The organism is Sphingopyxis sp. 113P3 (assembly GCF_001278035.1).
Lineage (GTDB): Bacteria > Pseudomonadota > Alphaproteobacteria > Sphingomonadales > Sphingomonadaceae > Sphingopyxis.
In genome coordinates, this window is the sequence record NZ_CP009452.1 from 2,964,879 (window position 1) to 2,981,344 (window position 16,466).

The window sequence follows — 16,466 nt, forward strand, 5'->3', positions numbered from 1 at the left end:
GAGGCAAGGAAGCGGTCGCGCCCGGTGTTTTCGAACTGCTGTCATAATCTTCATTGCGGTAGCCTTTTTTCGCATGTGCCTTGCAGGCAGATCAATTCCGGTATTCGGCAGCCTGCACGAACATGTCCACAAGGGCGGGTTCAAGCGGTCGGTACTTCATCCCCAGCGCCGAAATCGACTTGCTATTGTCGAGCAGCATCGGCCGGCTCGGCGACGTCCGCGACGTCTCGGGGGGGAAGGGATATCGCTCCTCGCCAAGCTCGGCCTTCAGAATGCGCAGCTTGTCATCGAGACTGAGCGTCTTGGCGGAAATGATGTGGCGCCCCTCGGCCCCGGGAATGAAAGCGCCCCGCAGATGCGCCTCGGCCACATCGCGGACATCCACGGTGCCGACCGAAAAATCGGGCACCCCGTCCTTGTACGACCCGTCGATAAACTTCCGGAAATAATCGAATGAAGCCGAGGTCTGCGACGCGGACGTGCCCTCGCCGATGATGAAAGCGGGATTGATCACAACCAGCTTCCAGGCAGACTGCGCGCCTGCGATCTTCCACGCCTCGCGCTCGGCCAGAACCTTGGAAAGTGCATAAGCCCCTGTCTCGATCGCCGCCGAATCGTTCCAGTCGGCCTCCGTGAAAGAGCGTGGTTCCACGGACGGATCCACAATAGCGATGATCGAACTTGTGAGGACGACGCGCTCGACCCCGGAGACACGGTTAGCGGCCTCGAGAACGTCGCGTGTCCCTTTGAGAGCCGGGTCGATCACGTCGCGCTGCGGATCGGATATCTTGGAGGGGTCGAGGAACGGCGATGCGGTATGCATGACGATCCGGCAGCCCTGCATCGCCTCGTCATGACTTCCGGTCTCCAGCAGATCCGCCTTGAACAGTTTCAGCGTGCCGGGCGAGGCCTCCGCCATCTGCCTCAGGTGGCCCACCTTGAATGCATTATCGGGATCGCGCACCGTTCCATGAACGGTCATCCCGGCCTCGAGCAGCATCTTGATGACCCAGCCTGCCACATAGCCGCCAGCGCCCGTCACAAGGACGGGACCATCATCCGGTCCAAAGCGGTACGTTACGCCCATATTCCTTCTCCCATCATTTTCCGTCGATCCCGCTTCGGCATCATTCCACGCGGCCCGGTTCCGGCTGCCGTGCCACTGCGGGCAGGTCCGAAAGCGTCAGCCACGGCTGGGCAGAGTCGCACCAGACCTGCAATTGGGGACGAAGCACCGATGGGTCGTCGAGCGTTCCCGCCTTGACGGCAATCCGGTCGGATCGGACCGGACTGCGCGATACGACGGGTGACCCGCATGTCTCGCAGAATTCGCGATAGATGGGTCGCCCTTCGTGATTCTGGTCCTCGTACCGCTTCAGCGTCCCCGTCATCGTGAAGTCGGCGGCATTCACCAGGAGCGCGATCGAAAAGCTCGATCCGCTCTGTTTTTGGCAATTGCGACAGTGGCAGATGGCCGACGGAGTGGCGTCGTTACTGATATCGTAGCGCACGGCGCCGCATAGGCAGCCGCCTTTCATCGTCATATCATCCTCCAGTCATAATGATCACCGTGTATAACCTGAAAAACGTCACGACGAAAATCATTTTCGTAAAATTAGCGAGAATGCCCGAATTCGTGCGCCCTGCCGCTGGAGGTGGCCGCCTGATGGGCGACGCCGTGTTGGGCGCGCCATTTGCCGAACGAAACGCCCTCCCAGCTTTTGAAAGCGCGATAAAAGGAGCCTGCGTCCTGATAGCCCAGCATGGCGGCTATGCGGCCAACGTCGAGATCTGCGCTCGCCACCAGCTCGACCCCCAGTTCGCGCCGCGCCTCGTTCAGCAAGGCGCGAAAGGTTGTGCCGCTGCGGGTGATTCGCCTCTGCAGCGTGCGCACCCCGAGGCCCATATCGCTGGCGATTGCCGCCATCTCCGGTCGCCCGTTCAATATAGCTTGTTTGAGGGCCGCCCTGACGCGGTCACTGAACCGTTCCGCGACCGGCAGTTTGCCCCGGTCGATGGAGAGAGCCCGCGTCATCACTTCGACAAACTCGGGGCTGTATCTTGGAAACGGCGTATCGAGATCTTCGCTGGTGAAGCTGATCATATTATGCGCCGCATCGAAGCTCGGCGCACATCCATAATAGGCTTCCAAGGCCGACGAGGGATGCCGCGGCCGCGCGTATTGGACATAGGCGGGCCTGATGCGCCCTCCCGTCCCGCGCCGGCCCAGTTCAACGACCAAGGCGAAAGTAAGATCGACCGACAGCGCCGGCTCGGGCTCCGCCGCGTAGTGCCAATCCTTGCCCATCGTCCATATTCCCCCGGCTTCGCGGGTCCACAGCCGCTCCGACGCACTGAGGCGGGATCGCATCAGCCGTTCGAGGGCATCTCGAAAGCTGGATGCGTAGAGTCCGACGATAAAGCCGGGCTGCTGCTCGACGCCGGTTCGGGCCCTGACCAGACGCACGGCGAATCCAGGGTCGTCAGCGAGGGCCTCGGCGGCCTTCCAGATCGAAAAATACTGCGCCGTGGACATCGCGGTCGAGGGGTCGGCGTAGGATCGCGGCAGTCCGGCCCGGTCGAGTATCACAGCGGGGGCAATTCCCGCGGCCTGAATGGCCCGCCAGACCGCCCCGGGAAACCGAGCAACATCGGCATGACGTCGAGGCCCGTCGCGCATCGTCATTGCGACATCGATCGGACAGGACCGGGCACGCCCATTCCTGCCTTTCGCTCGCCTCGCGACGTCCGCGCCGCTTGACGGCCAGTCCCTCGGCCAAACATCGAGGTACGGCGCGGAACCGAGGGCGATTCCTTGCCCATCTGTGAACCAGGCACGCGCAAGCTGCCGCTGCCGAAAGTGGCATCCGTTCGAGAGACGCACGGCGTGATCATGTTTCCAATGAGGGTCGGATAACCCCGACGGAATATTCTCATGGACCAGGCAGACATGCGAAGCGCCTTCATTTGCGGCACGCGGTCAGCGAAAGCCCGCTCCCCCGAAAAAAACCACGGCCACCGAGGGCGTCTGCGCCCTTCTCGCGCGGCGCGCGAAATTCCAAAGATCCGAAGAAATGGAGCGAAAACGACCGCGCCGACCTCCTTTTCCTTCTTCTGCGCGCCCTACCCAGCCAGGCGCCGAAGCAGCATGTGAACGATAAGTCATTTATGGGAAGGAGGCAAGATCGCGGTCACGGAGTCGCGGGGATAGATCACGAGCGCGAGCGATCCGCCGAATATGTTGCGACGCGGTGGCGCCGGAGAATCCATGTCGCGCAGCTCGGGCGCAGACGCAATTTTTCTTCAGGTCAATTTATTGAAAATCAAACACAATATGAAAAAGCTACCATCGGCGCAGCCTATATCGTGCTCGCCCCCCGATTCATAAACTAGACATTGAATTCATTCTGTGTGAGAAAGAGGCGGTCCAGGGGATCCGCAAAAAGCGCACCACCGGGCACTAGAACATATGTTGGAGGGGATGACCGATGTGGATTAGAACGATCCTGTATGCGGGGTCTTGTGCCCTCGCCTTGGCTCAGGCGGGTACCGCGTTTGCGCAGACGTCAGAGAGGGGCGCAACTGAGGACCCGGCGCCCGACGCCAGCGACATCATCGTTACCGCGCAGAAATATTCCCAGAGCGTCAACAACGTACCGATGACGATCACGGTGGCCAACGCCGAGCAGCTCGAAGAGGCCGGCATCCACGCAGTCGAAGATCTGGTAAAGATCACGCCCGGCTTCAACGTCACGCAGACGCCCACGGGGCAGTCAGTCTACACGCTTCGCGGGATCGGCTTCAACGACTCCTCGCTGAGCACGCGTCCGGCCGTTACCGTCTATATGGATGAAGCGCCGATCCCCTTTGGCCTGATGACCCGAGGCGCCAACCTCGACATCGACCATGTCGAAGTGCTGAAAGGGCCGCAGGGAACCCTTTTTGGTGCCAATTCGACCGGCGGGGCGATCAACTATGTCACCGCCAAACCTACAAAAAGCTTCACTGCTGGGGGGGCGGTGACCTATGGGCGGTTCGACCAGTTCGACATCAACGGCTTTGCCAGCGGTCCGCTCAGCGATACGCTGAGCGTGCGCATCGCGGTCGAGCACCAAGGCAGCGGCGACTGGCAAAAGAGCATTACCCGGGACGACACGGCCGGACAGAAGAACTTCACCAACGGCCGGGTCAGCCTGTTGTGGGAGCCCGTCGGTTCGCTTCGGGTCCTGCTCGCGGCCCAGCGCTGGGTGGACAAGTCGGATGCGCTGGTCGGCCAGGCCTTCGAGTTTGATCCCGGGGTGCCCGCCTTTGCCGATGCCACGGGCGTGAAGGATTACCCCTATGGCATTCGCGGCAGCCGCTACGCGGACTGGGATCCGGACTCCGACCTGGCGCGAGACAACAAGTTCACCATGCTGACAGGGCGGATCGACTATGATTTGAGCGACGCCATCACGCTGACCTCGCTCACCAATTACATCGATTTCAAATATCACCTGCTCGGCGAGGCCGACGGGGTCCCGGTTCATAACACGACCTTCATCACCGATTCCACGAACGAGACCTTCTCGCAGGAACTTCGTCTGGCAGGAAAATTCGGCAATCTGCGGGCGATCCTGGGTGCCAATTACGAGCATGACACGCCCAACGAGAACACGCTGCAGGATCTGACCACGGCAGCCGCGATCGTGTCGCTCAGCACGCGCTTCGCACCCGACACGCCGCTGCGCACCCTTCGCGTGGCCGCCCGTCAGAAGACCAACATCTACGCGATATTCGGCAATCTCGAGTATGAGATTGCGCCCGGTCTCACGCTGCAGGGCGGTGCACGCTATACGCGCTCGAAGATCGCGTTCAGCGGCTGCCTTGCCGATTCCGGAGACGGAACCGCTGCGCCTACCTACACCGGCCTGATCAACGCCACCCGTGGTGCTCGCGGATTGGCCCCGATCGCGCCGCTTGGCCCGGGCGACTGCGTCACGATGGACGCGACGACCAACCCGCCCTCGCTCAATCCCGGTTTGGTGACGACGCCCTATGACGAGGATAATGTGTCCTGGCGGACAGGGGCGCAATATAGCGTCGGACCCAATGCGATGATCTATGCGAACATCTCGAAGGGGTACAAGATGGGCGGCCATCCCTTCGTCAACGCTACATATAGTACCGCCCTCACCCCCGCGAAGCAGGAATCCATCCTGGCCTATGAAGGCGGGTTCAAAGCCGGGCTGCTGGACCGGGCTCTCCAGTTGAATGGCGCGGTATTCTACTATGATTACAAGAACAAGCAGGAGGTCGGCACGATCGTCGATCCAGCGATCGGACGCATCGGGGCGCTGACCAACATCCCCAAATCCCGCGTCTATGGCGCAGAGTTCCAAATCGATGCGATGCCTTTGAAGGGGCTGACCCTCCAGGCTGCCGGGATTTATGTACGAACCGAGATTCTCGGTCATTATACCAGCACCAATGCCGTGGGCGAGACGCAGGACTTTCATGGGACCGAGCTCGCCAATGCGCCGCGGTGGCAGATCAACGCCTCGGCGCGCTACGAGCGGGAACTCACCGATCGAATGAACATGTTCCTGAGCGGCCGCTTTTATTATCAAAGCACCGCGCAAGACCGGATCGGCAATATCCCGGGCTACGAGCACGAAGCCTATAAGCTGGTGGATCTTTCGGCCGGCCTCGAAAGTCCTGATGCCAAATGGCGGGCCTACATCTGGGGCCGGAACGTCTTTAACGAACGCTACGGCCTGACCAGAAACGGCATCGATACGAACATCCAGTTCCTGGCCAAGCCCGCGACCTACGGCATCACGGTCGGCTTCTCCTATTAGCCCATCTGGAAGAACGATATTCGCAGAGCCGCACGGCGGTGACGCGAACGCCGGGGCACCATCCTGGACGGCGCAACTGGTCCGGCGCGACATTCGCGCCGGACTTTTTTGCCCTCAGGGCAGGCCCTGCCGCCCGGCAGCTAGCTCGGGGTGAATTTCCGGGTGGAGCGCTGCACGACGTCGCAGCTACCGCGCGAAATGGAGGGCCAACCGATCCCCCCAACTTCCCGAGGGTTCGCCATGAAGGAAGATGGACCAACGGTCATAATCGTTCGAAGCAGCGACGCTACCCCGTCTCCAGGGTGAGAAGATCACCCGCCCCGCATTGCCCGCGCATCCTTGCCGGCGGAGTGAACGGTCTCGTCCGCGCGGGCGGCTTGGCCAGCGGGCCTCGAGACGTGACGCTACACGCAAATCGGCTGCCACAGCGCAGCCGCGACGCACCAAATCCGCCCGTCGCAAAGGCAAATGACAGGATTAAAAAGTCAGACTGGACAATCAATTCATTCTGTGTAATGTGCCCGCCGACACGACGCACCGGCCATGCGAGCGGTGAGTCGACCAGAAAATGATTTGGGGAGATGAGACATGCCGATCAGAGGAATGTTGTGCGCGAGTTGCTGTGCGCTGGCCCTCGCTCACGCCGGCAGCGCCTATGCGCAAGCGGCGGACGCGGATACCAACGCGAGCGACAGTTCCGATGCCCCGGCCGACATCATCGTCACGGCGCAAAAATATTCACAGAATGTGAATAGCGTGCCGATGTCGATTACCGCAGTATCGGGCGAGCAGTTGCAGACTGCAGGCATAAAGGCAGTGGAGGATCTCCCCAAGGTCACGCCCGGCTTCAACGTGACGCAAACCCCGACGGGTGCAGCGGTCTACACGCTGCGCGGCGTTGGCTTCAACGACTCCTCGCTCAGCACGCGCCCCGCGGTCACGGTTTATGTCGACGAAGCCCCCATTCCCTTTGGCGCGATGACGCGCGGCGCCGGCCTGGACGTCGATCACGTCGAGGTCCTCAAAGGTCCGCAGGGAACGCTGTTCGGTGCCAACTCCACAGGCGGCGCAATCAACTATGTTGCCAACAAGCCGACCGACACGCTGGAGGCGGGACTCTCCGCCACCTACGGCCGCTTCGACCAGTTCGACATCGGCGGCTTCATCAGCGGTCCGCTCACCAGCACATTGAGCGTCCGCCTGGCGTTCGAGCACCAGGGGAGCGGCGACTGGCAAAAGAGCGTCACGCGAGACGACACGGCGGGCCGGCAGGATTTCAATAACGGTCGTCTCAGCGTTCGCTGGGAGCCGAGCGATTCCTTTCGCATGCTGCTTACCGCGCAGCGCTGGGTCGACCGGTCCGACGCGCCGGTGGGTCAGGCGTTCGAATTCAAGCCCCAGGAGCCGGCACTCGCCGACCTGACGGGAATCGCGGACTATCCCTATGCCCGGCGCGGGAATCGCTATGCCGATTGGGATCCGGGTACCGATCTTTCAAAAGACAACCGCCTGACGATGCTGACCGGCCGGTTCGACCTGGATGTGGGCGAGGCGGTGACGCTGACGTCGCTGACCAGCTTCAGCAAGTTCCAGACATTTCTCCTGAGCGAAGCCGACGGTGTTCCGGTGGAAAACACCAGTTTCATCGTCGATTCCCGGAACAAGACGTTCACGCAGGAACTCCGCGCGGCGGTCCGGCTCGACGGACTGCGGCTGACATTCGGCGCCAACTACCAGAGTGACCGGCCAAGAGAATCGACAGTCGAAGTCCTCACCACGGCTTCGCCGATCATAGGGCTCAATCTCGCCTTTGGCGACGGGACCCCGTTTCGCGAACTGGAGGTCAAGGCGCGATCGGCCGCAAACAGCTATGCCGCCTTTGCCAATCTGGAATATGAGGCCACGCCCCGGCTGACGTTGCAGGGCGGCATGCGCTACACGCGCTCCAAGATCCGGTATCGAGGCTGCCTTGCGGTTTCCGCCGACGGTTCGGCAGGGCCCGCCTACACAGGCCTCATCAACTTCCTGCGCGATGGTTTCGGACTGGGACCGCTTGCCGCACCGCTTGAGGCCGGAGATTGCATTACCCTCGACGCGTCAACCAATCCGCCCACGCTGCTGCCGGGCTTCGTCACGACACCTTATGACGAAGATAATGTTTCCTGGCGCGCCGGCGCCCAATATGAAGCAGCCGACGGCCTCATGCTCTACGCCAATGTTTCACGCGGCTACAAGATGGGAGGTCACCCCTTCCTGAACGCGACCTTCAGCGGCGCCCTCACACCGGCCCGGCAAGAGTCCGTGCTCGCCTATGAAGCAGGCTTCAAGGCCAGCCTGGCGGACCGGAAGGTCCAGCTGAACGGCGCGATTTTCTATGGTGACTATAAGGACAAGCAGGAGGTGGGAACGGTCGTGGATCCTGTTCTGGGTCCGCTGGGAGGACTGACCAATATCCCTAAATCGCGGATCTATGGCGCCGAGCTCCAACTCCAGGCTGCTCCCTACCCCGGCCTGACCGTCAATGCGGCGGGCAGTTATGTTCGGGCCGAGGTTCTGGGACATTATACCAGCACGAACGAAGACGGTGACATTCAGGATTTCCACAAGACCGACCTCGCCAACGCGCCGCGCTGGCAGCTGAATGGCAATGCCCGCTATCAATGGGCGCTCAATTCCCAATTGGACATGTTTGTCGGCGGCGCCGTGTCTTACCAGAGCAGCGCCCAGTCCGTGCTCGGCAACCTCGGGTACGAGACCAGCGGCCGCGCGCTTGTCGATGTATCGGCTGGCGTAGAGACCTCGGACGGCAAATGGCGCGCCTTTCTTTGGGGGCGCAACATTCTGGACAAGACCTATGTTGCCACTTTCCGGAACGCGATCGACACCCGCATGACCTATATGGGCAAGCCCGCCACCTACGGGGTGAGCGTTGTCTTCAAATATTGAGGCAAGGCCGCGAGATGCCGAGCGTGTCTCGCGGCGCCTCCGGGACGCCGGGTCCATCTGCTCTTCCTCGCCAAAGCCAGCCAGAAGCGAGCGATGGTCTGCCGGCACGAGCCAAGGAAGGCCGCCCCAGTGACGAAGGACATGATCCTTTTCTGGATGCCTGAATATCTGGGGGCCCATGCGATGGCCTGGCGGCGGGATCGCTCCCGCCGCACGCTCGAAATGGATTTCGGCCTCATCTGCCGGCAGGCGCAGGTGGCCGAGCGCGGCAAGCTGCACGGACTGATGCTGACCGACACGGTGGCCGTGGGCTATTATGCCTCGAGCATGACGAAGGAAGCCTTGGGCCGGACCGCCAAGGGCTCGCGCTGGGAACCGCTGACGCTCCTTAGCGCAATAGCGACCTCCACCAGCCGGATCGGACTGATTGCGCCGGTCAGCACCAGCTATTCGGAGCCCTATAACGCGGCCCGCATGATCGCGTCCCTTGACCATATTTCGGCCGGCCGCGCCGGCTGGGCGGTCGACTGCGCCGTCAATGCGCATAGCGACGCCAATTTCGGCGCTTCCTCGTGCACCGCTCACCAAGGTGGGCGCCACCAGGAGTTCATCAATGTTGTGTCGGGCCTCTGGGACAGCTGGGAGGATGATGCGTTTGTCCGGGACAAGGCTTCGGGGCGCTATTTCGATCCGGCAAAGCTGCACGCGCTGAATCACCGGGGCCCTCACTTGTCGGTCGCAGGCCCCCTCAACATCGCGCGCCCGGTTCAAGGCCAGCCCGTGATTGTACAGACCGGCCCAGCGGTACCCGAAAGCGGGTTCCCGGGCGGCGATGTCGTTTGCGCCTGGCACCCCGGCATTGAAGCCGCGAAGGCCTTTTACGACGCAGTGAAATCCGGGGCCGCGGCGCGTGGGCAAGATCCGGAGGGTGTGAAAGTCCTGGCAGCGCTCGTCCTCGCCGTCGGCCGCAGCCGGGTCCATGCAGAAGAGAAGGTTGCGCGCCTCGACTCCCTCCTCGACCCCGTCTTCGGACGCGAGCTCCTCAGCACGACACTGGCGCTGGACCTGTCCGGTTATCCGTTGGACTTTCCCGTGTCCGACGTTGCGGTTGATCCTGCAAAACCCAGCACGGTACGGCAATATTATCTGGACGTCGCAAAGCGCGACGGTCTCACCATTCGCCAACTCATGGAGGTCGTTGCGCGGGTCTCTGTCATCCCCGGTTCGGCCGCCGATATTGCGGACATGATGCAGCGATGGTTCGAAGCGGGCGCCGCCGACGGTTTTGCCATCACTTTCGACAGCGACGAGGAGTCATTGGAAATTTTCGTCGACACCGTGGTACCGGAGTTGCAGCAGCGCGGCCTCTTCCAGCGCGACTATCGTGCCTCGTCGTTGCGGGAGAATCTTGGGCTTCCCCGCCCGGTCAATCGCTACATCGCAACGCCGTGACCCGTCTCACCCTTCCGGGCTCTCGTCTCCATTTTCCGTCGATCCGGCACGCACCTGAAAATATCGGCGCAAGATGGTGTCGGCCTCCTGCGCCGCGATCACATCGGCTTCCTCAAATGACAGGCCAAGGCCGCGCAGAATAATCGCGGTGAGCTGCTGCGCCCGCGCGATCGTCGCAAACGGGTCCGGCTCGTCGAGGGAGTGGGCATAGGCCGCACCGCTCAGCCCGTGTACAAGCAACACGCCGGCTTCGGTCGTCGGGATCTGGAATCGGCCGCTGGCGATACCTTCCGAAACATAGCTTACGATGCCGGTATCCATGGGATCGTGGATCGGCCGGATGGAAAAGCGGCTATGCATCAGAAACAATATCTGCTCGCGGTGATCCAGCTGGTAGCGAAGCCCGACGCAAAAGGCGCGCGCAACCTTCCGCGCGGGGTCGGGAAGGTCGGCGGTTTCCTCGATGATGCGCGAGTGAACCTGCTCGCGCACCGAATCGACGATCGCGTTGAAGAGTTCGTCCTTGTCGGCAAAATGATTATAGAAGGTGCCTTTGGCGACCTTGGCTTCAGCGACGATCTCGTCGATCGAGACCGCGCTTATCGAGCTTTTGGCGATCAGGTGCTGGCCGGCGTCAATCAGGGCCTGGCGGGTTCGATCGCGTCGACCGCCGCGGATTTTCGGTTCTTCCGCGCTGCTTTCCACGGGGACACGAGCGATATTCGAAGCTGCCATAGAGTTGGTCTACCTTAAACACCGGCGCCAGAACGTTGGGTCTGCGCAGGCAATGATCGAGAAACCGGTTAATCCGCCGCGGCGGCTGGCCGCCACCCATCATCACGAAATTGCCGACGAGAACAAGAGGCCAGGCCGGCAGGGCGGCCTGCAGATTACCCGATCTCGATGATCGACGGCGCCCGCTTACCGAGCCGCTGCGCGCCTTGGGGGGTGCAAACGACGGTGTCGCCCCAATATATCCACTTGGCCCGGTCCTTCGTGGAGACAATCGGCTTCACGACAAAGGCGCTATTCGCCTCGATCGTCCAACTGGCCATCGCCGCATCGCGAACCCCGAAGACGGCCATCGGAGAATCATCGCCCATACCGCGGCTGTGCATAAGGACCCGCATGTCATAGCGATCGTCCGTCATCGCGTTGATGGCCGACGCAATCGCGCCCACGGTCTGCCCAGGGCGGAGCATTTCGTGGCAGATGTTCACCGCCGCCTGCTGATATCTGAACATCTCATGATATTCGTCCGGGGCGGGCCCAAGGAAGAGGGATTGTGCGCCAGCCGCGTCGCATCCGCCATATCGGGCCTGCAGTTCCGTGAGCAAGGCATCGCCCGTGCGAAGCGGGCGCCGCGTTGGAAGATAGCTGTTGCTCGGTGGTTGCGGCATGCCGGCCGACCAGAGCGCAAAGACTGGAAGCTCGGAGCCTCCTTCTATCAGCGACGCCACCATCCGGGCGTAGATCCGGTTTTCAGGCACGCCCTCGCGCGCGGTATCGGCGATGACGTCGATGGCGCGTTCGACCAGCTCCGTGCCCATGCGCAGGAAAGCAATCTCCTCGTCGGATTTCACGAAGCGCACCTCGGCCATCAGGGGCGTTGCGTTGACCAGTTCCACCTCGGGCAGCTGCTCACGAAGCATCCTGACGGTGCCGTGCGCCGTCGTCCCTTCCGGAAATCGCGTGTTGCCGGACAGCCCCGAAACGCCCAAGCGCCGCAAGTTGGGGATCTGCTTCAGCCGCTCGATCACCGAGCCGGTGAACCCCCAGGCCCCCGTCATTGCTCGAATGTCGGTGACCCAATCCTGCCGCAATCTGCATATTTCCGGATGGACGTCGGCGCTGGTGAAGACGGTCACGTCACCCTCAAGAGGAAACACGCTCGCGAGGGTCCAGTGATTGCCGCCCAGCCCCGTCAGATAGCGTGTATTGGCTTGCTGCGTATCGAAAAGCCCCGTGTGTGGAGGAACGAAGATGGCGTCGATCCGCTCCATGGCCATGCGTTGGCGGACCAGCCCCCAGCGGCGCTCGCGTTCGGCGATCGTAAATTTGGGAATGCCGCGTTCGTCGTCGTGCGCGTCAGCCAACGAATTTCTCCCCTCTCTCATCTGCCGGGCGAGCGGACCGGCGTTCCGGGTGGACGATGCCTTGCGTGGAAAAGGGGACGGATTCCCCGCCGCCCCCTCCCCTCCTATGCAGGAAGGAGCAGTTCCCCATTGGTGACGAAGAACTTTTCCATCACGCGCGGACCAAGATGCTCGATCGACGCGGCGAGCCGGTCTACCGGCCGCTTGCCCCCTTCGATATGGGGATAGTCGCTGGCAAAGCAGTAGACGTCCTCGAGGCCATATTTCTCGATGTACCGGCCAACCGGTTCGAAATCGAAGGGCGCGACCCGCACATTGCGCGCGATATATTCCGACGGACGCATCGGCAGCCGCCGGCCTTCCGACCCGTCAGCGAATTTGACAGGAATGATGGTCTGGTTGTTGTCGTGCCAGATATCGAGCATTTCGGCGAGCGGCCCGATCCAGTGCGCGGTATATTCCAGCACCCCCACGCGGAGCGTCGGGTGCCGGTCGAACACACGGCCCGTCACGATCGTGGCAATGAAGTTCTGGGGTGCCAGGTGAAAGACCGACAGGTTCCACGGATCGAGGCTACCCTCGTTGCCCATCTTATATCCCTGGAATACGGGCGCATTTCCCCATTCTATCGTGCGGAACAGCAGGGACTCGACGCCCGTCGTATGGAGGGTCAGCGGAACATTCGCTTCGGCGAGCATGGCATAGAAGGGGTCGAGCTCCGGCGAGGCAGGCGATACACCACCCGGCAGTCGCGAGGCCGAAAGCTGCACGGCCCGAATGCCGCGGTCGAGCAGGTCCTTGGTGACCGCGATAAGTTCCTCGGGGGTATCGCCATAAATCACCGACACCGGCCGGAAGCGGTCGGAGATGCTCGCGACGCGCGCCGACCACTCATTATGTGCGCGGATCAGCTTGAGCGCCATGGAATAGGTTTCGTCGCCAAATATCTCATAGCGCGCCGTTCCCTTGGCAGAACCGAAAAGGATCGACCCGCCCAATCCGACACCCGATGGAAACATCAGCTGGCGCTTGATGCCCATCGTGTCCATCAGATCGTGCCGCCGGTACATGTCGGTGGCGGCAGGTGCTGTCGAACCCTTCGCCGTCCAGACTGTGTCCGGACTGATCTCTGCGACGTCTCCCGCGTAATCCGGGATGTTCATCACATTGGCGTTCCCGGGATTGGGCGGTGTGGCCATGGTCTTCTCAGCCCATGGGCGGACCACTTCACCAAACTCTTCCACCCAAAGCTGCGCGGGGATCATTTCGTGGCTGTCGACGTCGTTTATGCGGCCCGCGAATGGCCGGACGCTCTCGGGTAGTTCGTACATGGCTTGTCTCCGAAATTGCCTTCAAATGCTCGCGGTGTCCCAACCGGGGGCTCCTGCTCGCGTCGATTGGCGTGGTTTTTATGCTGTCATGCGGCCAACAGCAGTTCGCCGTTGGTGACGAAGAATTTCTCCATCACGCGCTCGCCCAGTGGCTCGAGCGACGCCGCAAACCGGTCAAGCGGCCGTTTGCCGCCTTCGACGTGAGGATAGTCGCTCGCGAAGCAGTAGACATCCTCAAGGCCGTAGGTCTCGATATACTCGCCCACCGGCTCGAAATCGAAGGGCGCCACCCGAACGTTGCGCGAAATATATTCGGAAGGTCGCATCGGGAGCCGGCGCCCCTTCGAACCGTCGGCAAAGGTGACGGGAATGATCGCCTGGTTATTGTCGTGCCAGAGATCGAGGGCGCGGGCGAGCGGCCCGATCCAGTGTGCGCTATACTCCATGACCCCGACGCGAAGAGTGGGATGCCGGTCGAACACGCGGCCCGTCACCATCGTGGCTATGAAGTTCTGCGGAGCAAGATGCAGCGCCGACAAGGTCCAGGGATCCATGCCGACTTCTGCCGTCTGCTTGAAGCCCTGGAAGGCGCTGGCCTTGTTCCAGTCGTTGGTCCGGAACAGCAGGGAATCGCCCCCGATATGCAAGGTCAGCGCGACGTTGGCCTCTGCAAGCATCGCGTAGAAAGGATCGAGATCGTCCGCGGCCGGCGATACCCCGCCCGGCAACCGCGGTGCGGAAATCTGCACCGCACGGATGCCGCGATCGATAAGCGGTTTCGTCGTCGCGATCAGTTCGTCGGGGGTGTCGCCGAAAACGGGTGCGACCGGTCGGAAACGATCAGAGATGCCCGCGACACCAACAGCCCACTCATTATTCGCGCGGATCAAATCACGCGCGAAAGCATAGGCCTGACCTTCGGGAACGCCGAAGCGCTGCATGTTGAAATGCCGGTCCTCGGCAGATGCATAAAGAATGGTGCCCCCCAGGCCCGGTCCGGTCGGGAACATCAGCTGGCGGCTGACCCCCATGGTATCGATCAGTTCGACGCGCCGATTCATGTCCGCAGCTCCCGGGGCAGTCGGCCCCTTCGCGCTCCAGACCGTGTCCGGATCGAAATGGCGAACGTCGCCCGGAAACTCGGGCGCACTCATATTGTTCGGATTGCTGGGGTTGCGAGCATTCGCCTCTATAATGAGGTCCGCCCATGGCCGGACGACCTCGCCAAACACTTCGACCCAAAGCTCGGCGGGCAACATTTCGTGGCTGTCGACATCGTTCATGCGACCCCAAAAAGGTGTCATGCTGTCCGGCACTTCATACATCAGCCATCTCCCGCGATTTCGAAGGGGCCCGGCGCACGCATCGCTGTCGGTGGCGCCGAACCGCTCGCTTCATCTGTGCCTGGCCTCATTGCGCTGGCGCCATCTCGGACAGCGGTGACGGAGATGATCGCCCAGTGGCAAAGCGGTTTTCGGGCCGCGGCAGCCCGAGATTTTCGCGAAGCGTCCTGCCGCGATACTCGGTCTGAAAAAGGCCCCGCCGCTGAAGCTCGGGGATGACCTCGTCGACAAAGAGTTCGAGCGAGTCCTCGTCGCTCGCCAGGGTGATGTTGAAACCGTCGCAAGCGCCGGCTTCCATCCATTCCTCGATCATGTCAGCAATATCGACGGGGGAGCCGGGCGCGGTTCCCAACCTCGTGACCACCTGCATCAATTGACGGATGGTCAGATTATCGCGCTTTGCAAGGTCGAGCCAATATTTCTGGCTGGTGACAGACCCGCTTTCATCGACCGGTATTTCGGGCACGGGACCGTCGAGCGGATAGCCGGAAAGGTCCGCTCTCACATAACTTGCCAGAACCTCCAGCCCGAAAACCGGATCGACGAGTTCGTCGAGCGAGGCCATCTTTTCTTCGGCGTGGGCACGGCTGCGTCCCACCATCAGCCCGATCGCGGGAAGAATCTTCACATGATCGGGATCACGACCGTTTTCTGCCGCTTGCCCTTTCACATCGTCATAGAATTGCCTGGCATGCTTGATCTCGGCCTGCATCGTGTAGATGAGATCAGCATGGCGAGCAGCAAAAGCGCGGCCGGGGACCGACGAACCGGCTTGGGCGATCACCGGGTGGCCTTGCGGGGGACGCGCAATGTTCAGCGGGCCTGCCACCGCCTGGTACCGGCCGCGATGGTTGAGCGCGTGCAGCTTTGCCGGATCGAAATAGCGGCCTGAAGCCTTGTCGCGAATGAACGCGTCGTCCTCCCAGCTATCCCAAAGCCCCGCCACGACATTGAAGAATTCCTCGCAGCGTTCGTACCGGTCGGCATGGCTGTAATGGGCCTCGAGCCCGAAATTTTTCGCCGACTTGGGGTGAGAGGTGGTGACGACATTCCAACCGGCGCGTCCCCCCGATATATGATCGAGGGAGGCAAACATGCGCGCGACATTGTAGGGCTCTGCGTAGCTCGTCGTCACCGTTCCCAGCAGCCCGATACGGCTGGTGCAGGCGGCAAGCGCGGATAGAAGGGTGACCGGTTCCCATGCGGACGCCTTGGCCGTCCGACTAAGCGCATCCATGCTCACATCGGCCGAATGCACCCCGACGGCGACCGTATCCGCAAAAAAGGCCCCGTGAAACTTGCCCCGTTCGGCAATCTGGATCTGGCGGCGCAGAATATCGAAATCCATCTCGTTCGTCCGGCACGCCCTCTCCTGCCGCCAGGCCATGGAATGGAAGCCGAGATAGGCCGGCATCCAGAGAAGGATCGCCTCTTTCTTGCGCGTCATCGGCCCCTCCA

Annotated in this window: 11 protein-coding genes; 3 read left to right on the forward strand and 8 right to left on the reverse strand. The window is 61.8% G+C overall.

The features are described from left to right. Positions 1–91 precede the first annotated feature (91 nt). From LH20_RS14415 to LH20_RS14425, 3 genes are all read right to left on the reverse strand, one after another. Entirely contained in the window at positions 92–1,087 is a 996-nt protein-coding gene (locus LH20_RS14415; RefSeq protein WP_053554818.1) for an NAD-dependent epimerase/dehydratase family protein, read from the reverse strand. A 40-nt stretch (positions 1,088–1,127) separates the two neighbouring features. Then, a complete protein-coding gene (locus LH20_RS14420) occupies positions 1,128–1,544 on the reverse strand; it encodes a GFA family protein (RefSeq protein WP_053554819.1) in 417 nt (138 codons plus the stop codon). 71 nt (positions 1,545–1,615) lie between these two features. Continuing rightward, positions 1,616–2,686, reverse strand: a complete 1,071-nt coding sequence (locus LH20_RS14425; RefSeq protein ID WP_053554820.1) for an AraC family transcriptional regulator — start codon at positions 2,684–2,686, stop codon at positions 1,616–1,618. Between the two features lie 802 nt (positions 2,687–3,488). On the opposite strand from LH20_RS14425, the gene LH20_RS14430 reads away from it, so the two are divergent. The 3 genes from LH20_RS14430 (at position 3,489) to LH20_RS14440 (ending at position 10,238) form a co-directional block, all read left to right on the forward strand. After that, entirely contained in the window at positions 3,489–5,840 is a 2,352-nt protein-coding gene (locus LH20_RS14430) for a TonB-dependent receptor (protein ID WP_083455429.1), read from the forward strand. Positions 5,841–6,428: 588 nt separating this feature from the next. After that, positions 6,429–8,786, forward strand: a complete 2,358-nt coding sequence (locus LH20_RS14435) for a TonB-dependent receptor (protein ID WP_053554822.1) — start codon at positions 6,429–6,431, stop codon at positions 8,784–8,786. 129 nt (positions 8,787–8,915) lie between these two features. Next, positions 8,916–10,238: an NtaA/DmoA family FMN-dependent monooxygenase gene (locus tag LH20_RS14440; RefSeq protein ID WP_053554823.1), complete on the forward strand. Its 1,323-nt coding sequence runs from the start codon at positions 8,916–8,918 to the stop codon at positions 10,236–10,238. A 6-nt stretch (positions 10,239–10,244) separates the two neighbouring features. Here the strand turns inward: LH20_RS14440 and LH20_RS14445 are convergent, their stop codons facing one another. From LH20_RS14445 to LH20_RS14465, 5 genes are all read right to left on the reverse strand, one after another. Then, the gene (locus LH20_RS14445) at positions 10,245–10,943 is read right to left on the reverse strand and encodes a TetR/AcrR family transcriptional regulator (protein WP_158501146.1); all 699 of its coding nucleotides are present in this window, start codon (positions 10,941–10,943) and stop codon (positions 10,245–10,247) included. Positions 10,944–11,128: 185 nt separating this feature from the next. Continuing rightward, positions 11,129–12,334, reverse strand: a complete 1,206-nt coding sequence (locus tag LH20_RS14450; protein WP_053554825.1) for a M24 family metallopeptidase — start codon at positions 12,332–12,334, stop codon at positions 11,129–11,131. Positions 12,335–12,438: 104 nt separating this feature from the next. Then, positions 12,439–13,665 (reverse strand): amidohydrolase family protein, encoded by a 1,227-nt coding sequence (locus LH20_RS14455; protein ID WP_053554826.1) that lies wholly within the window; start codon positions 13,663–13,665, stop codon positions 12,439–12,441. Positions 13,666–13,751: 86 nt separating this feature from the next. Next, on the reverse strand, positions 13,752–14,948 hold the full coding sequence (locus LH20_RS14460; protein ID WP_235526989.1) for an amidohydrolase family protein: 1,197 nt from the start codon (positions 14,946–14,948) through the stop codon (positions 13,752–13,754). 127 nt (positions 14,949–15,075) lie between these two features. Further along, entirely contained in the window at positions 15,076–16,455 is a 1,380-nt protein-coding gene (locus LH20_RS14465; RefSeq protein ID WP_053554828.1) for an LLM class flavin-dependent oxidoreductase, read from the reverse strand. Between the last annotated feature and the right edge of the window lie 11 nt (positions 16,456–16,466).